This window comes from Rhizobium sp. 007 (genome assembly GCF_015353075.1).
Classification (GTDB): Bacteria; Pseudomonadota; Alphaproteobacteria; order Rhizobiales; family Rhizobiaceae; genus Rhizobium.
Genome location: NZ_CP064187.1, coordinates 342,974 through 360,019 on the forward strand (window position 1 = coordinate 342,974; position 17,046 = coordinate 360,019).

Sequence of the window (17,046 nt, forward strand, 5' to 3'; positions counted from 1 at the left end):
AAACCCGTCATTCACTCTCGGACGGCACTGCGGCCGCGCCCGGAATTGTATCAGTCCCATGCCCATCTTCATAGGCCGGACTGTCATGATGCACTTGGGCGAGCCGGTCAACCATTCCCATGGCGATTTCTCGCTCGCCCATGATGACGGTATCGGCGCCGTACTGTTTCAACTCGTCGACTTCAGCGTCCGAATGGGCGCGGGCGACGATCAGGATCGACGGGTTCACGCTGCGACCGTATTCGGCAACACGGCACGCTTCGAAGGCATTCGGGATGGCAATCACCAGGCTGCGCGCGCCGGGAAGATTGGCGAGATCGAGCACTTCGCGGGCGCCGGCATTGCCGAGAACCGTCTCAACGCCCTGCCCAGCAAGCTCTTCGATCCGCTTTTCGGAATCCTCGATGACCAAGAAAGGCGTGCCCGAAGACTTAAGGTTCCGACCGACGATGCTGCCGACGCGGCCGTAGCCGACGAGGATGGCGTGGCCGGAAAGCGACGTCGGCTGGATTTCGTCTTCGGGTTCGGCGGGCTCGATGGTTTCCTCGGCGGCAGCGGTTGTATCGACTGGAGCCTCCTCCCGCCTCGGACGGTGGAAAAGCGGGCGCATGCGGTCGCAGGCGAAGAAGAGCAGCGGGTTGAGGATGATCGAAATGAGTGCGCCTGCGAGGATGAGATCGCGGCCTTCTTCCGGCAGGAGGCCGAGATCGACGCCGAGGGCGGCAAGGATGAAGGAGAATTCGCCGATCTGTCCCAGGCTCGCGGAGATCGTCAGTGCCGTACCGGCCGGCTTTCGAAAGACCAGAACGATGAGAAAGGCGGCGACGGACTTACCGATGACGATGATGAAGACGGTTGCCAGGATGGGCAGCGGTCTTTCGATCAGGATGTTCGGATCGAAGAGCATGCCGACGGAGACGAAGAAGAGCACAGCGAACGCGTCGCGAAGCGGCAGGCTTTCCTGGGCGGCGCGATGGCTGAGTTCGCTTTCTGCAAGCACCATGCCCGCAAAGAAGGCGCCAAGTGCAAGCGACACGCCGAAGAGCTTCGCGGCGCCGAAAGCGACGCCGAGCGCGATGGCGAGCACGCCGAGGCGGAAGAGTTCACGCGAGCCGGTATGGGCGATCCTGTGCATCGTCCAGGGAATGAGCTTGCGGCCGAAGACAAGCATGAGGGCGACGAAGAGCGCCACCTTCACCAGCGTCATGCCGATGATGGCGGAAATGCCGAGATCGAGCCCGAACAGGCGGTTGAGGCCGGCCGAAAGCGGCTCGACCGGCGCATGTTCACCACCGCCGATGCTGGCGGCTGCGGGTATCAGCACGAGCGCAAGGACCATGGCCAAGTCCTCCACGATCAGCCAGCCGACGGCGATCTTGCCGCGTTCCGTTTCCACGAGGCGGCGTTCCTGCAGCGCCTTTAGGAGAACGACGGTCGAGGCCACGGAGAGCGCAAGACCAAAGACGAGACTGCCGCCGGTCGACCAGCCCATCAGCGCGCCGAGACCCCAGCCGAGGAGGGTCGCGAAGGCGATCTGGGCGATGGCTCCCGGCACGGCTATGCCGCGAACCGAAAGCAGGTCCTTGAGCGAGAAGTGCAGGCCGACACCGAACATCAATAGGATGACGCCGATTTCGGCAAGTTCGGGCGCGAGATCCTGGTCCGCCACATAGCCCGGGGTGTGTGGGCCAACGAGAATGCCGGCAACGAGATAGCCGACAAGCGGCGGCAATCTCAGGCGGTTGGCGATGGCGCCCAGGATAAACGCCAGCACGAGACCCCCGACGATCGTCGAAATCAAAGGCGTGTCGTGCGGCATCGCTCTCTCCCGGTCTGGAATTCCTGCTCAAAAAGTGACATATATGGCTTATATTGACCAATATGGGTGGATTGAGATCATGGGTCAAGGCGCAAGGGAGACGATTCTCACGCCTGCTTTATGCCGGGCGGCACGCGGTTTGCTCGATTGGACGCAGGCCGAACTCGCCGCGCGGGCATCGGTTTCGCGCAGTACAATACGCGACTACGAAGGGCAGAACCATGAAATCCACCGCGCCACCGAGGCGCAGCTGCGCCTGGCCTTCGAGGACGGCGGTGTTCGCTTCGTTGAAATCGAAGGAGCGGGGACAGGGCTTTGCCTGCCTCCCGCGGCCAGTCTTTAGCTCTGCGGTCTAAGGCAGCTGGCAGGTGCTTTGTAAGCATTGATCGTCCTGCCGCGGTAGTAGCCGTAGGCCGGCTGCCAGCTTTTGACCAGTTCCGGTGCCGCGGCTGCGCAGGTCAGTTCGTTGCGGGTGACGAAGAGAACCTGATCCTGCACATCCGCCGGCAATGCGAAGTTCTGCTCGTAGTAATTGTCCGGGAAGCCGGCGGGCGGACGCGAATAGATCTTGAGCGGTTCGTTCCTGAGCGTATGGAACATGTCGGCGACGAAATCGCGATTGTCGGTGACGACGATGCCAAGTCCGGCCTGCTTGGCTAGCACACCGGCTTCGCGGCTGATTTCGCTGCGGCCGAGATAGCGCTTCATCGCTTCATCGCCGCCCGGAAGTATCAATTGATGCGCAAAGATCGTCGCAAGCGGAAAAAGGAAGCTCGCAACGCCGCCGACGATGAGCGAAATGCGCAGGCCCCTCGGCCATAGCTGCGTGAGCACCCAGACGGCAAGGACCGTACCTGCGACATAGGCCGACACGCCCCAATTCGCCTCGGCTTTGGCGACGAAGGCCTGCAGGGTGATGAGCAGGACGACGGGCATGGAAAGCCAGATGAGGAGTTTTTCTTTCTCGCCGCTCTTGCCATTGATCATGCGCCAAGTCGCCCAAAGCATCGCGAAGAAGACGATCGGCCCGACGACCCCGAACTGTGCGGCGAAGAATTCAAGCGCGCCGCCAAAGTTCAGCTGCATCTGGTCCCACTTCGCGATGTCTTCGGTGTGGCGCACTGTGGTTGCGTCATGGGTGACGTTCCACCACAGGTTTGGCGAAGCGACGGCGAGGGCGGCGGCGACCGAAATGAAGAAGTCGCGCCAGGCAATCCGCGCAGCCGGAACCAGAAGCAGCGCGATCAGCCCGCCGGGAACGATAAAAAGGACCGCGTATTTCGACAGGAAGGCGCAACCGAAGGCGACACCCATGACGAGCGCAAGTGCGCCCGAGCGCTTCTCGGTCAGTCTGAAATAGGCCCAGAGGCCGATCGTCATGAAAAACAGGAGAACGACATCGGTGGAGAAGAAGACGGAGGAGAGCGCGACGGCAGGCATCGTGATGTAGATGACACCGGTCCAGCCTTCAATTTCGGGACCGGCAACGCGCTTTGCGAACTGCATCAGCAGCAATGCCGTGGCCATATGCACGAGAGGCCCGCAGAGCCGCACCCAGAAGATGTCGGTTGAGCCGGCAATTTCCGTCATCGACCGGATGAACCAGGCGATCATCGGTGGCTTCGAATAATAGCCGAAGTCGAGATTCTGCGACCAGAACCAGTATTGCGCCTCGTCGACGAAGAAATCCGTCGTATCGAAATGCAGCATGACAATACGCCACAGGGTGACGGCGAGAATGATGAAAAAGCCGGTTCTGGCAGTCATGAACAACTTCCGCTGAGCTTGAGGCGCCTGCGATACATCAGAGGAAGAGGGCTGCCAACGGGGCGGCGCAAGAAAGCCGCACTATGCCGCAGGCGGCAACGGCATTCAGAGCACGCGGAGGGTGAGGCTGCCGCGATTGGCCTCGATCCTGTCGAGCAGGGCGATGGCGGCCAGCGTAGCGATCGCGATGAGGCAGGAACCCAGTCCAAGAACAATCATTGCTCTATCCTTAACGACATCATGTCATGTCTGAGGTGCCGGATATAGCATAGAGCTTGCGCGGGACTTGTAGCGCGCCTGCAACTGCGCCGGACTATTTCGTTGAACGTGCTCGAAATGCTTGGAAAGGGCGGTTTGTTAAAACGCCTATTAACCTTCAAGCAAGGAATTAACCATAAACATTGCGAGACACGTCGGAATGGGAAGATGTTTGCTCGTTCCCACCAGGCATGAAGCCGTCCCGCCGTACCGGCTCGATCCGGTATCCATCTCTTTTCCGAAACAGATTTGCTGATCGGGATACTTCCGCCGTCCGGTTTGCGCCGGTGGCGACAAAGGTCGTTTCCCTGCATTGCGCTCGTCGGATGGAGCACAACGGTTTTTCACCGGACCTTGTCCGGAATGTGGTTGGGGATAGGCATTGGGGCAGGACATGCCATCAGATCAGGCCAAGGGGGCGCAGGCAGGCAGCCTTCGCGATCGCTTGCGCTTTGCCGGTCTCGATGCCGCGCAATGCGAGGCGGTGCGCCGTCACCGGCCGCTGCTCGAAGCCCGGCTGAAGAGCGGTCTTCGCGACCTGTTCCAGCGCTTCCAATCTTTCCCGGACGCGGCCTGCAATTTCCAGAACGAGCGCCAGCTCGATCGCCTGCACGATCTTCAGTCCACCCACTGGGACGTGCTGACCGATGCGCGCTTCGACAGCCTCTATGCAGAGCGCGTCAAGGTTCTTTCCGATAGCGAAAGTAAGATGGGGCTCGATCCGCGCTGGCACGTGGCCGGCCATGGCGTCATGCTGGAGCATATCATTTCGGGTCTTGCGGGCGAGCTGGCAGGCAAGCCGCTGCTGCCGGGCGCCAAGCGCCGCGCGAAAGAAATCTCCGAGATGATGACGGCCATCATCCGCCTCGTCATGGTCGATGTCGAAATCGCCGTTTCGCTGCGCTTCAATTCACTGCGTGCATCCCAGCAGGGCGCGCTTGCCGAGCAGCGTGAAAACGACAAGGCGGAGATCGCCCGGATTTTCGGTGACGTGGTCGACGGCCTGGCGGCCCGCGACCTGACCGTGCGCGCAGCCACCGATGGCGATGCCTATGCCGATATCGCCGTTGCGCTCAATGCGGCACTCGACGGCGTTCAGGCTGAATTTGCGGCAATCAGCGAGCGCACGGCAAAAGCCGAACTCTCCACGCGTTCGCTCGCGGCTGCCTCGCAGGGCCTTTCGGGCAATGCAGCCGGTCATTCGCAGCAACTCATGACATCGGCAGCAGCGCTCGAAGCAATCGCCGGAAGCGTCCGCAACGGCGCATCGGAAAGCCGCGCTGCGGAAAAGGCCGCGGCCTCCACCCGCGCGGCGGCAGAAGAGAGTGGCCAGGTCGTCGGCCACGCCATCAGCGCGATGGCGGATATCGAGCAGTCCGCCGAAAAGATCGGCCAGATCATCGGCGCAATCGACGAGATCGCCTTCCAGACGAACCTGCTGGCGCTGAACGCGGGTATCGAAGCCGCGCGTGCCGGCGAATCCGGCCGCGGCTTTGCGGTCGTGGCGCAGGAGGTGCGGGCGCTTGCCCAGCGTTCTGCCGAAGCCGCTCGCGAAATCAAGACGCTTGTCACGACGACCAAGGCGCAGGTCGATGCCGGCGTTCAGATGGTCGGCCGCACGCAGGATTCGATCGGCAACATCGTGCGGCAGGTAACCGGCATCAATGCGGCAATCGCGACGATTGCGAGCCAGACGGGCGAGCACGCGGCAAGCCTCGACACAGTGACAGCTGACGTCAAGGCGCTTGGCGGGCAGGTTGCCGACAGCGCGGCATCCGCCAACCGCGCAGCCGAAGGCGCCGATCATCTGCACACGGTGATCCTCGAACTGGGGCAGACGATCCGCGCGTTCCGCATCGCCCGCGAAAACGCCCGTGTCGAGGCCGCGCCGCTCAGCGCTTCGCGCCAACGCAGTATCGAGATCGCGGCCCGTCCCGCCACGCTGGACGAGCAATACGACAACGAGGATTTCGGGTTTTCCCGTCCGGCTGTGAGTTTCGGAGGCGGCCGGAATGTTTACTAACCTATCGGAATATGACCTCGCCTTATTTTTGCGGGCACGGGACAAGGGGACAAGGAAAAGCTGATGGCAGCAAAGAAGAGTGGGAAGACGCTGAATTTGGCAGCAGTGCTTGACCTCAACGAGGCTTCGGCCTTGCGCGACAAGCTTATCTCAGTGCGTGGCAGCGATCTTTCGATCGATGCGTCCGCCGTTGAGCGTCTCGGTGGCCTGTGCGCTCAGGTCCTGATGGCTGCGGCCAAGACGTGGAACGAGGACAAGCATTCGTTCACCTTCACGAAAGTGTCCGATGCATTTCACAAAACCATGCAGCTGGTTGGAGTCGACATCGACCACCTGCTTGCCAAGGAGATCCGGCAATGAAGAAAAAAGTGCTTACCGTGGATGATTCACGGACCATCCGAAACATGCTTCTCGTGACGCTCAACAATGCGGGCTTCGAGACGATCCAGGCCGAAGACGGGGTTGAAGGCCTTGAAGTCCTGGAAGAATCCAACCCGGACGTCATCGTGACCGACATCAACATGCCGCGCCTCGACGGTTTCGGCTTCATCGAAGGTGTTCGCCGCAACGAGAAGTATCGGGCGATCCCGATCCTGGTGCTGACGACCGAAAGCGACGCTGAAAAGAAGAACCGCGCACGCCAGGCCGGCGCCACCGGCTGGATCGTCAAGCCGTTCGACCCTGCCAAGCTGATCGATGCCATTGAGCGCGTAACCGCTTAAACCCAGGATTCTCTCCTATGGATATGAACGAAATCAAAGAGATCTTTTTCCAGGAATGCGAGGAACAGCTCGCCGAACTGGAATCCGGTCTCATGAAAATGAATGATGGCGATCGCGATCCGGAAACCGTCAATGCGGTGTTCCGTGCCGTCCATTCGATCAAGGGCGGTGCCGGCGCCTTCGGTCTGGACGATCTCGTCGCCTTCGCCCATGTGTTCGAGACCACACTTGATTGCGTTCGTTCCAACAGGCTTGAGCCGACACAGGATGTCCTGAAGGTCATGCTGAAATCGGCCGACGTGCTTGCGGACCTCACCAATGCCGCCCGCGACGGCGGCAGCGTCGACGAGAGCCGCAGCCGCGGTCTGGTGAAGGAACTGGAAGCGCTGGCGAACGGAGAGCTGCCGTCTCCTTCCACAGCCGTTGAAGCGCCGACACCGAAACCTGTGCCAAAGGCGGCGCTTGCGCCTACCCCCGTGGCGGAGGCCCCGAAGGCGGCCGATGACAGCGGTTTCCAGCCGATCCCCTTCTCCTTCGACGATTTCGGCGCCGAGGAAGAGGCCGGCTCCGGTCTTCCGGTCTATGAAATCACCTTCAAGCCGCGCTCCGACCTCTATTCGAAGGGCAACGACGCCACGCTGCTGCTACGCGACCTCTCCCGCCTCGGCGAGATGAGTAGCTACTGCAACATGGACGATCTGCCGGGCCTCGACGATCTCGATGCCGAAGCCGCCTATTTCAGCTGGAATATCACGCTGAAGACGGACAAGGGCGACGATGCCATCCACGCCGTGTTCGAATTCGCTGAATGGGATTGTGACCTGGCCGTCAAGGCAGTCGAAGCCGCAACCTCTGTATCGTCCAACGACGAACTGCCGATGATCCCCGTTCCCTTCGACCTTTCGATCCTGGATGAGGGTGCCGCCGAGGCACCGGCGGAGCCGAAGTCGGATGCTGCAGCTGCCGCCGTGGCCGCCGCCGAGACGGCCTCAAACGTCACCCAGATGGCGGCCGCCGCGGCTCGCGTCGAAAAGAAGGAATCCGCCGCTTCGGCTGCAGCAAGTGCTGCCGCCGCTGCCCAGAACAATGCCGCAGCCGGTCAGACGATCCGTGTCGATCTCGATCGCGTCGACCGCCTGATCAACCTCGTCGGCGAGCTGGTCATCAACCAGGCGATGCTCTCCCAGAGCGTCATCGAGAATGACACGACGGGCACATCGTCCATCAACATGGGTCTCGAAGAGCTGCAACAGCTCACCCGCGAGATCCAGGACTCGGTCATGGCGATCCGCGCGCAGCCGGTTAAGCCGGTCTTCCAGCGCATGTCGCGCATCGTTCGCGAAATCGCCGACATGACGGGCAAGACCATCCGCCTGATTACCGAAGGTGAAAACACCGAAGTCGACAAGACGGTCATCGACAAGCTGGCCGAACCACTGACGCACATGATCCGCAATGCGGTCGACCACGGCATCGAAACGCCGGAGAAGCGTGCAGCAGCCGGCAAGAATACCGAAGGCACGGTTCGTCTGACGGCAAAGCACCGTTCCGGCCGCATCCTGATCGAGCTCGTCGACGACGGCGCCGGCATCAATCGCGAGAAGGTTCGCCAGAAGGCAATCGACAACGATCTGATCCCCGCCGACGCTAACCTTTCGGACGAGGAAATCGACAACCTGATCTTCCTGCCCGGCTTCTCGACGGCCGATAAGATCTCCGACATTTCGGGCCGCGGCGTCGGCATGGACGTCGTCAAGCGCTCCATCCAGGCCCTTGGCGGCCGCATCAACATCACTTCGCGTCCGGGCCATGGCTCCGTCTTCACGATGAGCCTGCCGCTGACCCTCGCCGTCCTCGACGGCATGGTGGTCACGGTCGCCGGCCAGACGCTTGTGGTACCGCTGACCGCCATTGTCGAAACACTGCAGCCGGAAGCTGCTGCGATCCATTCATTCGGTGCGAACCACCGTCTGATCTCGATCCGTAACAGCTTCTGCCCGCTGGTCGATGTCGGCCGCATCCTGAACTTCCGCGCAACGCAAGCAAACCCGGTCGAAGGCGTCGCACTGCTGGTGGAATCCGAAGGCGGCGGTCAGCGCGCGCTCATGGTCGATGCGATCCAGGGCCAGCGTCAGGTGGTCATCAAGAGCCTCGAGGCGAACTATACGCATGTGCCGGGCATCGCTGCGGCAACGATCCTCGGCGACGGGCGCGTGGCGCTCATCCTCGATGTCGATGCCGTCGTCGGCGCCTCGCGCGGCCAGGCACTGAAACCCGAAATGTCGTTGGCAGCAGCTGGATAGGGTCATGTCGTACACCGTGAAAAATCTGAGCCAGGGGGATCGCGAGCTCATCGCGTTCCGCATCGGCGACCAGGAATTTTGCGTAAACATCATGTCGGTTCGCGAAATCCGCGGCTGGACGCCGGCAACGGCCATGCCGCATTCGCCGGCTCACATGAAGGGCGTCATCAACCTGCGCGGCGCGGTGCTGCCGATCATCGATCTTTCGGCGCGGCTCGGCATGAAACCCGCCGAGCCGTCGGTACGCCACGTCATCATTGTCGCGCAGGTCCGGCGGAAGGTTGTCGGCCTGCTCGTCGACGCGGTCTCGGACATCCTCACTGTCACCGACGACAATATTCAACCGACGCCGGAAATCTCTTCCGACCTAGAGCGCCAGTTTGCCCGGGGCATTCTTGCGATCGAAAAGCGGATGATCTGCCTGGTCGAATTGGAAGCCCTGTTCCCCGATACCGAAAGCGAAGCTGCATGAATGCGTTGAGTGCAAAAGATCTCAGGCAGGGGAACCCGGACGAGGTCCTGGCGAGCGGCGAATATCCGCTGACGCGCCGTGACCTCATGGAAATCGCCGCGATGATCTACTCGGATGCAGGGATTTTCCTGAACGAGACCAAGGCTTCGCTGGTCTATTCGCGTCTTTCCAAGCATATCCGCAATCTCGGCCTGTCAGGTTTCCGCGAATACTGCTCGCTGGTTTCTTCGCCTGCGGGCGCCGCGCCGCGCCGCGAAATGCTTTCGCACCTGACCACCAACTTCACGCGCTTTTTCCGCGAGAACCATCACTTCGAGCACCTGCGCGACCACGTGCTGCCGGAGCTTCTCAATCGTGCCAAGGCGGGCGGGCGTGTCCGTATCTGGTCGGCCGCATCTTCCGACGGGCAGGAGCCATATTCGATTGCGCTGACCGTGCTTTCGATGATGCCCAACGTCGCGGACTACGATTTCAAGATCCTTGCGACCGATATCGACCCAAAGATACTCAATCTCGCTCGCGCCGGATGCTACGACGAGACGGCTCTCGAAACCGTATCGCCGGCCGTGCGCAAGCAGTGGTTCACGGAAGTCAACGTGGATGGGCGCCGCAAATTCCAGGTCGATGACCGTGTCAAGCGCCTGATCACCTACAACGAGCTGAACCTGATGGCGCAGTGGCCCTTCAAGGGCAAGTTCGACGTCATCTTCTGCCGAAACGTCGTGATCTATTTCGACGAACCGACGCAGATGAAGATCTGGTCGCGCTTTGCCGAACTGCTGCCGGAAGGCGGACATCTTTACATCGGCCACTCCGAGCGCGTTTCCGGCGAAGCAAAGCACGTCTTCGACAATATCGGCGTTACCACCTATCGCCACACCACAAAAGCATTGGGGAGAAAGGGATGAGCGCACCGGCAAGAGTTCTCGTCGTTGACGACTCCCCGACGATGCGCGGGCTGATCAGCGCCGTCCTGAGTTCCGATCCGGACGTCAACGTCATCGGCCAGGCGGGCGATGCGCTGGAAGCGCGCGAGGCGATCAAAAAGCTCAATCCCGATGTCGTCACGCTCGACATCGAGATGCCGAACATGAACGGCCTGGAATTTCTCGAAAAGATCATGCGGCTTCGCCCCATGCCGGTCATCATGGTCTCCACCATGACGCATCGCGGCGCGGAGGCGACGCTCGCCGCGCTCGAGATCGGGGCCTTCGATTGCGTCGGAAAGCCTGCCCCCGGCGAGCCGCGTCCCTTCGGCGATCTGGCCGAGAAGGTCAAGGCTGCCGCGCGCACGCAGCGCCAGTTCGTGCAGCCGCCAGCAGCTCCGGTTCCGCCGGTATCGGTCGCCGATTTCCGGGTCGGACGCAAGATCGTCGCGATCGGTTCGTCGACGGGCGGCGTCGAAGCGCTGATCGCGGTGCTGCAGAAGTTTCCGGCAAACTGCCCGCCGACGGTCATCACCCAGCATATGCCGCCGACCTTCACGAAAAGCTTTGCCGACCGCCTCAATCGCCTCTGTGCTCCGGTCGTTGAAGAAGCGACGGATGGCGCACGTTTAGAGATTGGTAAGATTTATCTGGCACCAGGCGGGGAACGTCATTTGCAGGTCGCGAATGCGTCCGCACCCAGTTGCCGTCTCGTCGAGCGCGATCCGGTAAACGGCCATCGCCCCTCGGTCGACGTTCTCTTCGATTCCGTTGCCGAACTTGCCGGACGCAATGCGGTCGGCGTGATCCTGACAGGCATGGGCCGCGATGGCGCGGCTGGCCTCTTGAAGATGCGCCATGCCGGCGCGCGCACTCTCGGACAGAACGAAAAGACCTGCGTGGTCTATGGAATGCCGCGAGTGGCCTATGAACTCGGTGCCGTTGAGCAGCAGCTGCCACTGAATGCCATCGGCGAAGAAATACTGAAAATGACAGCCGCCCGAAAGGAAGGGACAGAATAATGTCGATTGCGGAGAAAATCAAAGTTCTGATCGTCGACGATCAGGTCACGAGCCGGTTGTTGCTCAGCGATGCGCTGACCCAGCTCGGCTTCAAGCAGATCACGGCTGCCGGCGACGGCGAGCAGGGCATGAAGATCATGGCCCAACAGCCGCATCATCTGGTGATCTCGGATTTCAACATGCCGAAGATGGATGGTCTCGGTCTGCTGCAGGCCGTACGCACCAATCCGGCAACCAAGAAGGCTGCCTTCATCATCCTGACTGCACAGGGCGATCGTGCTCTCGTGCAGAAGGCCGCTCAGCTCGGCGCCAACAACGTGCTTGCCAAGCCCTTCACCATCGAAAAGATGAAGGCGGCGATCGAAGCCGTGTTTGGAGCGCTGAAATGAATGTCGAGGCAGCAGCCCGCCGCGTTCATATCATTCAAGGCGAATGGAAGGTCCTGAATGATCCGACCGCGGTTTTGACGACCATCCTTGGTTCGTGTGTGGCTGCCTGTCTGCGCGATCCCGTGGCCGGTGTCGGCGGTATGAACCACTTTCTGCTCCCAGGCACGGGTAACACGCCGATGAGTGGCGGGGACGCGACGCGCTATGGCGTTCACCTGATGGAATTGCTGATCAACGGCCTTCTGAAGCAGGGCGCGCGCCGCGACCGCCTGGAGGCCAAGATTTTCGGCGGGGCGAAGACGATCTCGACTTTCTCCAATGTCGGCGAACAGAACGCCGCCTTCGCCATGCAGTTCCTGAGGGATGAAGGCATCCCGGTCGTCAGCTTCAGTACCGGCGGCGAACACGGCCGCAAGCTGGAATACTGGCCGGTTTCGGGCCGCGCGCGCCAGTACCCGCTGACCGGCGCTGAAACGCAGAAGACGGTGGCTCTCGAACAGCGCCCTGTCGCACCCCACAAGCCGGTCGAAACAAGTATCGAATTTTTCTGATGACAAGGATCTTTCTATGACTTTCAGTGGAACGATAGAGCTGCCTTCGCCGGTCGAAGCGCTTCCGGATATCCTTATGCGTATCGTTTCCGAACTGCACGATGTCGCCTATCTCATCGAACGCATCGAGCCGCAGCTTCTCGAAATCGGCGGCGCCGATGTCCTGCACTCGCCCGATAGCATGAAGATCATGCAGGGCATCGATCTTGCCGTTCAGAAAACCCGCGGCCTCGCTGAATTCATTGACACGATCACCGGCGAGATTCCCCAGAGCTGGGCTGTTGACGTTGCGACCGCGCTCAGCCTGGTCAAACTTGCCGAAATGCAAAAAGCGCTCGGCGGTGCCACGCGCCACGGCCATTCCCAGCCGCTCAGCAAGGCGGCCGGCGACTTCGATTTCTTCTGATTTGAAAGCTCCCGACCTGCCCTGACGAAACGCTCGCACAAGTTTCGCCGTCTATCAACAAATGAGGCAATAAGCCTGTTTTGTCTTTGACGGATCGTGCGAGAACAGAATGAATCTGTTAAATCAATTAGTTCAGCTCATTAAGAACTTAGGTTCGCTGGGGCGAACACGCTTGTTGGCGCTCGCTGGCGTTGGCGTTTTTTCAATTGCAATTATCTTGGCTGCTGCCCTTTTCGTCAACAAGCCGGCGCAGGAAACGCTCTATGTCGGCCTTGACACCCCTGACCTCAACCAGATCAGCATGGCTCTTGCGGAAGCCAATATCGGCTTCCAGGTCGGTTCCGACGGCTCAAGTATTACTGTGCCTGCCGGCATGACGGGCAAGGCCCGCCTGCTGCTTGCCGAGCGGGGCCTACCGAACAGCGCGAATGCAGGCTATGAACTCTTCGACAATGTCGGCTCACTCGGCCTCACCTCCTTCATGCAGGAAGTCACACGCGTGCGTGCGCTCGAAGGCGAGATAGGCCGCACCATCCAGTCCATTTCAGGCATCACCGCTGCTCGCGTCCATATCGTTATGCCGGAAGTCGGAAACTTCCGTAAGGCGGAGCAGAAGCCGACAGCCTCCGTCATGATCCGGGCAAGCGCTGCGGCTGGCCGCAGTGCCGCCACCTCGATTCGCCACCTCGTCGCCTCGGCTGTGCCGGGGCTTGATGTCGATGATGTGACGATTCTTGATTCCGCCGGCCAGCTGCTCGCATCTGGCGACGAGGCAAGCAACAGCTCGCTGAACCGCTCGCTGAACATCGTCCAGAACGTCCAGCAGGAAGTCGAATCGAATATCGACAAGGCGCTTGCTCCGTTCCTCGGCATGGATAATTTCCGCTCCAGCGTGACCGCCGATCTCAACACGGATGCGCAGCAGATCCAGGAAACCGTCTACGATCCGGAATCAAAGGTGGAGCGCTCCGTGCGCACGACCAAGGAAGCCTCGCAGTCGCAGCAGAAGCAGTCCGATAACGCAACGACCGTCGAGCAGAACGTTCCGCAGGCCGCCCCCGAGCAAGGTGGCAGCAATAGTCCGGAATCGCAGGACAGGTCGGACAAGAAGGAAGAGCAGACAAACTACGAGATCAACAGCAAGACGACCGCCACGACTCGCAACAGCTACGAGATCGAGAAGCTCTCGATCGCCGTTGTCGTCAACAAGGGCCGTATCGCCCAAATGGTCGGCGAACCTGCGGATCAGGCGAAGGTCGATGCTTATCTCGCCGAGATGCAGAAGATCGTCTCGTCGGCAGCCGGTATCAGTGCTGATCGCGGCGACGTCGTCACGGTGACGGCAATGGACTTCCTCGAGAACCAGCTTCTCGAAGATGCCGCCGGCGGCGTTCGCGTCCTCGATATGCTGAGCCGCAACCTGGCGGGCATCATCAACTCGCTGGCCTTCCTGGGCGTCGCCTTCGTGGTGGTCTGGATGGGCGTGCGGCCCCTGGTGCGCAGCATCAGCGGTGGCGGTGCGGGAGTCATCGGCGACACGTCTTCAGAAAGCGTTGGCCTGGAGCTGCCTGATTTCGCACCGGCCGGTGGAGCGGCTGCCGGCGGCGCGCTCATGGACGGCTTCGGTTCTGACTTCGGCTTCGACAGCACGGAGGATCTGCTCAGCCTGGGCGACGACGACGGAAACTTCAACCGCCGCGTCAAGGAAGGCCCGGAGCGGAAGCTCGCGCGAATGGTCGAGATCAACGAGGAACGCGCGGCGAAAATCCTCAGGAAATGGGCGGTGGACAACGCCGCCTAAACGAAAGGCCGGGAGACCGGCCTTTTTTAACGTCTTCATCCGCCCGCTCGCCAGATCACGGATTTGTTATCGGAAGCTGCCGCGCGGGACATATTTTACACAAGATTGAAAAGGCACTCGATTTATTCCAGATCGAGGCGAAAGCGGAAGTTTCTCCTTACATAAACAAAAAGAAATAGCTTGGTAGGAAGACTGCTAAAGCCGAAAATTTTTTCTGTAAATACATATTCATATGTCACGCGCCGCAGCGGCGGATTTTTTCTCGATACTCGAATTACTGTTAGCTGTGTTTAAAGTATATATGAATTGTGGCGCAGAATTACTTATATGGTGACTCGCCTAAAAGGAGTGGTGTGTTGCGATATTGAGAGAATCACCATAGATTCCAGACATCTAATCAAGCGATGTCTGAGCGCGAATCACGCGCACGGAATGCGGCAAGAGTAAATCCCAAGAACTCGGATATGGTAGTTTCTATCGTCTGACTTACCCTTGGATGATTCGTTTAGTCATTGCCGCAGGCCGCGTCGGTCCTGCGCAGACAATGCCTTGCAGGAACGGGCACTCAGCCGCGGGACGTTGCCTATGGATATGCACATACTGCTTAAGGGCGAAAATCAGGCCGCGAATTTCGTTGGTCTCCAGGCCGTCAATCTTTGCTCTCGCGAGGAGCTCATTGGGCAGCTCAGCGAAATTGCCGACAGCGGGAGGTTGCAGGTCGCGCTTCGCACCCTGACCGACTACGTTGGAGCGTCGCATTACCTGCTGGCGCGATCCGACCTCATCCAGGAGGCCGGCCTCGATTTCATCGTGTCCTCGGACTGGCCGTTCGATCTCGTGAAGGACCTGGCGACGTCACTGACAAGCAGCTATGCACGCACGACCGAGCTGGAAAAGTGCATGCAGCTCTTCCAGCCAAATTTTGCTCTTCTGCCCGACAATGCCGACGTGCCGGATGGCGCCAGCCGCCAGTATTGTTCCTTGACGTTAAATGTCGGCCGTTCGCGGCTGTCGCTGATGTTCCTCTTCGATGACGGCTTCATCCTGTCACCGGAGCGGCTGCGGGACGTGGGACTCCTTGCAAGTTATCTCGCAAGTTCGCTCCGGTGCGGGGGCGCCCGGGCGGAGCGCGATTTTGAGCTGACGGAGCGGGAGCTCGAATGTCTCTTCTGGATCGCCGAGGGCAAAACCAGCGATGAGATCGCGATGATCCTCGGCATCTCCCGCAATACGATCAACAACTACATTACGAGCGTCATGCGAAAGACGGCAACCAAAACTCGCTCCGAGGCCATAGCGTTTGCGGTGAGAAATAATCTCGTCTGAGGGGAATTTATGGGGCATTCGTCAAGCAGGGCGATGGGTAGTACGGAACACATACGCAGCGTGCGCTTCAACAGGATAAGCAGCCGCTCCGACCTTTTCCCGCGGCTGGTGGCGATGCAGAAGCTGGCGGATGCCCAGAATTTTGCGGTCTACCGGATGAGCGGCTCAGGTCTGCCGGCGAAGCAGCGCCTGGTCTGCGAACTGGAAAACTGGGGACCTTCGGCAGCGGCGGCCTCAAGCAAGGCCCTTGTGGACGCTTATGGCGATGCGCTGCTGGACCATATCGAGAAATCACTCTTGCCTCTGTCCTGGGCCGGCGGCCATGATCGCGCCGCGCCCGGTTCAGCCGATTTCGCGCCGTTCATGGCGCGGCTGAAGGACGGCAACTTGCCATTTTCAGGCCTCGCTTTTCCGGTGCGGCTCGGTGCTGCAGGAAATGGCTTCGTCGTCTTCACCGGCGATTATCTTGATCCCGGCGGTGACATGATCGTAGAGCTTCATGGCCGTAGCTGCCAAATCATGATGGATCTGCTCTCGCTGGACGAACGCCGCGCGGCGGCGGCAGAAGCGTTGAGCGAGCGCGAGATCGCTTGCCTGCAGCTTGCCGGCGACGGACGCATCAGCGAAGAGATAGCTGACAAGCTCGGGCTCTCGGTTCATACGGTCAATGCTTACCTCGGCTCGGCGACGATCAAGCTGGATTCGGTCAATCGCATCCAGGCAATCGCCAAGGCAATTCGCCTAGGCTACATCAGCTGACAAGCCCGGCGCGGCGGACCGGCCGGGCTCTTTATGCCTGATGTTGGAAAGCTCGATCAGCCGGCTAGCGCCTGCAGCGGCCGGGTATTGTACCGGCTTTCGCGCAGGCTGCGTTCGAAAAAGGCCGTGTTCACGTCCGGATCGGCGGACGGTTCATGAAAGGCGATGTGATTGATCTCGATGCCGGCATGCTCCTCCGCCAGGGTCAGCTGCGCATAGACCGTCACGCCGTGCGGCTTGATCTCGAGATCGAGGACGACCTCCGGCTTGCCACCCCATTCCAGCGTGTAATTGCCTCCAAGGCCGAAATTGACCGTGCCGGGATGAAAGAAGAGCTCCGCAGCCGAGGCCACCAGATCGGCGATGCTGCCGTAATACTCGAAGCGCAGCAGCGAAATCAGATCCGAAGCGTCGAGAAGCCGAAGCTCGGTCGCAACCGGGCTGATGGCTTCGGCAAGAATTCTTTCACGCTGAGAAGAGTAGGGGCATTTCTTCATTCGGC

17 protein-coding genes are annotated in these 17,046 nt (G+C 60.4%); 14 read left to right on the forward strand and 3 right to left on the reverse strand.

Annotation, left to right across the window (positions count from 1 at the left end):
- Positions 1–7: 7 nt before the first annotated feature.
- Entirely contained in the window at positions 8–1,819 is a 1,812-nt protein-coding gene (gene ybaL / locus ISN39_RS01615) for a YbaL family putative K(+) efflux transporter (protein ID WP_194728961.1), read from the reverse strand.
- A gap of 34 nt (positions 1,820–1,853) precedes the next feature.
- Here ybaL and ISN39_RS01620 point away from each other — a divergent pair, with 34 nt between their 5' ends.
- On the forward strand, positions 1,854–2,162 hold the full coding sequence (locus ISN39_RS01620) for a helix-turn-helix transcriptional regulator (protein ID WP_194730076.1): 309 nt from the start codon (positions 1,854–1,856) through the stop codon (positions 2,160–2,162).
- Here the strand turns inward: ISN39_RS01620 and ISN39_RS01625 are convergent.
- Positions 2,159–3,586 (reverse strand): glycosyltransferase family 39 protein, encoded by a 1,428-nt coding sequence (locus ISN39_RS01625; protein WP_194728962.1) that lies wholly within the window; start codon positions 3,584–3,586, stop codon positions 2,159–2,161. The genes ISN39_RS01620 and ISN39_RS01625 overlap by 4 nt on opposite strands.
- Before the next feature lie 652 nt (positions 3,587–4,238).
- Between ISN39_RS01625 and ISN39_RS01630 the strand changes: the two genes are divergently transcribed.
- The 13 genes from ISN39_RS01630 to ISN39_RS01690 all read left to right on the forward strand — a co-directional run bounded on the left by ISN39_RS01630 (position 4,239) and on the right by ISN39_RS01690 (position 16,544).
- On the forward strand, positions 4,239–5,867 hold the full coding sequence (locus ISN39_RS01630) for a globin-coupled sensor protein (protein ID WP_194728963.1): 1,629 nt from the start codon (positions 4,239–4,241) through the stop codon (positions 5,865–5,867).
- 63 nt (positions 5,868–5,930) lie between these two features.
- Positions 5,931–6,227: an STAS domain-containing protein gene (locus tag ISN39_RS01635; RefSeq protein WP_022718667.1), complete on the forward strand. Its 297-nt coding sequence runs from the start codon at positions 5,931–5,933 to the stop codon at positions 6,225–6,227.
- Entirely contained in the window at positions 6,224–6,589 is a 366-nt protein-coding gene (gene cheY1, locus ISN39_RS01640; RefSeq protein WP_003570362.1) for a chemotaxis response regulator CheY1, read from the forward strand. Before ISN39_RS01635 ends, cheY1 begins: the two co-directional genes overlap by 4 nt.
- A 17-nt stretch (positions 6,590–6,606) precedes the next feature.
- On the forward strand, positions 6,607–8,892 hold the full coding sequence (locus ISN39_RS01645) for a chemotaxis protein CheA (RefSeq protein ID WP_194728964.1): 2,286 nt from the start codon (positions 6,607–6,609) through the stop codon (positions 8,890–8,892).
- A 4-nt stretch (positions 8,893–8,896) separates the two neighbouring features.
- The gene (locus tag ISN39_RS01650) at positions 8,897–9,364 is read left to right on the forward strand and encodes a chemotaxis protein CheW (protein ID WP_074066663.1); all 468 of its coding nucleotides are present in this window, start codon (positions 8,897–8,899) and stop codon (positions 9,362–9,364) included.
- Positions 9,361–10,272, forward strand: coding sequence for a protein-glutamate O-methyltransferase CheR (gene cheR / locus ISN39_RS01655; RefSeq protein WP_194728965.1), 912 nt, complete (start codon positions 9,361–9,363; stop codon positions 10,270–10,272). Before ISN39_RS01650 ends, cheR begins: the two co-directional genes overlap by 4 nt.
- Positions 10,269–11,312 carry a protein-glutamate O-methylesterase CheB gene (gene cheB / locus ISN39_RS01660; RefSeq protein WP_194728966.1) on the forward strand — a complete coding sequence of 348 codons (1,044 nt, stop codon included), beginning with the start codon at positions 10,269–10,271 and terminating at the stop codon, positions 11,310–11,312. Before cheR ends, cheB begins: the two co-directional genes overlap by 4 nt.
- Positions 11,312–11,701: a response regulator gene (locus tag ISN39_RS01665; protein WP_022718672.1), complete on the forward strand. Its 390-nt coding sequence runs from the start codon at positions 11,312–11,314 to the stop codon at positions 11,699–11,701. Before cheB ends, ISN39_RS01665 begins: the two co-directional genes overlap by 1 nt.
- Positions 11,698–12,252, forward strand: a complete 555-nt coding sequence (gene cheD, locus ISN39_RS01670) for a chemoreceptor glutamine deamidase CheD (RefSeq protein WP_194728967.1) — start codon at positions 11,698–11,700, stop codon at positions 12,250–12,252. The genes ISN39_RS01665 and cheD overlap by 4 nt, the downstream gene beginning before the upstream one ends.
- A gap of 16 nt (positions 12,253–12,268) precedes the next feature.
- Positions 12,269–12,658: a hypothetical protein gene (locus tag ISN39_RS01675; RefSeq protein WP_039843953.1), complete on the forward strand. Its 390-nt coding sequence runs from the start codon at positions 12,269–12,271 to the stop codon at positions 12,656–12,658.
- A 109-nt stretch (positions 12,659–12,767) separates the two neighbouring features.
- Positions 12,768–14,459 (forward strand): flagellar basal-body MS-ring/collar protein FliF, encoded by a 1,692-nt coding sequence (gene fliF / locus ISN39_RS01680; RefSeq protein WP_194728968.1) that lies wholly within the window; start codon positions 12,768–12,770, stop codon positions 14,457–14,459.
- 585 nt (positions 14,460–15,044) lie between these two features.
- Positions 15,045–15,785 carry a helix-turn-helix transcriptional regulator gene (locus ISN39_RS01685; RefSeq protein ID WP_074066668.1) on the forward strand — a complete coding sequence of 247 codons (741 nt, stop codon included), beginning with the start codon at positions 15,045–15,047 and terminating at the stop codon, positions 15,783–15,785.
- A gap of 9 nt (positions 15,786–15,794) precedes the next feature.
- Entirely contained in the window at positions 15,795–16,544 is a 750-nt protein-coding gene (locus ISN39_RS01690) for a helix-turn-helix transcriptional regulator (protein WP_194728969.1), read from the forward strand.
- 56 nt (positions 16,545–16,600) lie between these two features.
- Here ISN39_RS01690 and ISN39_RS01695 read toward each other — a convergent pair whose 3' ends face one another.
- A complete protein-coding gene (locus tag ISN39_RS01695; RefSeq protein WP_194728970.1) occupies positions 16,601–17,041 on the reverse strand; it encodes a hypothetical protein in 441 nt (146 codons plus the stop codon).
- Positions 17,042–17,046 lie beyond the last annotated feature (5 nt).

Excerpts from the sequence above, each read along its gene's own strand:
- ybaL (WP_194728961.1), bottom strand. The coding sequence starts at position 1,819 with ATGCCGCACGACACGCCTTTGATTTCGACGATCGTCGGGGGTCTCGTG.
- ISN39_RS01625 (WP_194728962.1), bottom strand. The coding sequence starts at position 3,586 with ATGACTGCCAGAACCGGCTTTTTCATCATTCTCGCCGTCACCCTGTGG.
- ISN39_RS01630 (WP_194728963.1), top strand. The coding sequence starts at position 4,239 with ATGCCATCAGATCAGGCCAAGGGGGCGCAGGCAGGCAGCCTTCGCGAT.
- ISN39_RS01635 (WP_022718667.1), top strand. The coding sequence starts at position 5,931 with ATGGCAGCAAAGAAGAGTGGGAAGACGCTGAATTTGGCAGCAGTGCTT.
- cheY1 (WP_003570362.1), top strand. The coding sequence starts at position 6,224 with ATGAAGAAAAAAGTGCTTACCGTGGATGATTCACGGACCATCCGAAAC.
- ISN39_RS01645 (WP_194728964.1), top strand. The coding sequence starts at position 6,607 with ATGGATATGAACGAAATCAAAGAGATCTTTTTCCAGGAATGCGAGGAA.
- ISN39_RS01650 (WP_074066663.1), top strand. The coding sequence starts at position 8,897 with ATGTCGTACACCGTGAAAAATCTGAGCCAGGGGGATCGCGAGCTCATC.
- cheR (WP_194728965.1), top strand. The coding sequence starts at position 9,361 with ATGAATGCGTTGAGTGCAAAAGATCTCAGGCAGGGGAACCCGGACGAG.
- cheB (WP_194728966.1), top strand. The coding sequence starts at position 10,269 with ATGAGCGCACCGGCAAGAGTTCTCGTCGTTGACGACTCCCCGACGATG.
- ISN39_RS01665 (WP_022718672.1), top strand. The coding sequence starts at position 11,312 with ATGTCGATTGCGGAGAAAATCAAAGTTCTGATCGTCGACGATCAGGTC.
- cheD (WP_194728967.1), top strand. The coding sequence starts at position 11,698 with ATGAATGTCGAGGCAGCAGCCCGCCGCGTTCATATCATTCAAGGCGAA.
- ISN39_RS01675 (WP_039843953.1), top strand. The coding sequence starts at position 12,269 with ATGACTTTCAGTGGAACGATAGAGCTGCCTTCGCCGGTCGAAGCGCTT.
- fliF (WP_194728968.1), top strand. The coding sequence starts at position 12,768 with ATGAATCTGTTAAATCAATTAGTTCAGCTCATTAAGAACTTAGGTTCG.
- ISN39_RS01685 (WP_074066668.1), top strand. The coding sequence starts at position 15,045 with ATGGATATGCACATACTGCTTAAGGGCGAAAATCAGGCCGCGAATTTC.
- ISN39_RS01690 (WP_194728969.1), top strand. The coding sequence starts at position 15,795 with ATGGGGCATTCGTCAAGCAGGGCGATGGGTAGTACGGAACACATACGC.
- ISN39_RS01695 (WP_194728970.1), bottom strand. The coding sequence starts at position 17,041 with ATGAAGAAATGCCCCTACTCTTCTCAGCGTGAAAGAATTCTTGCCGAA.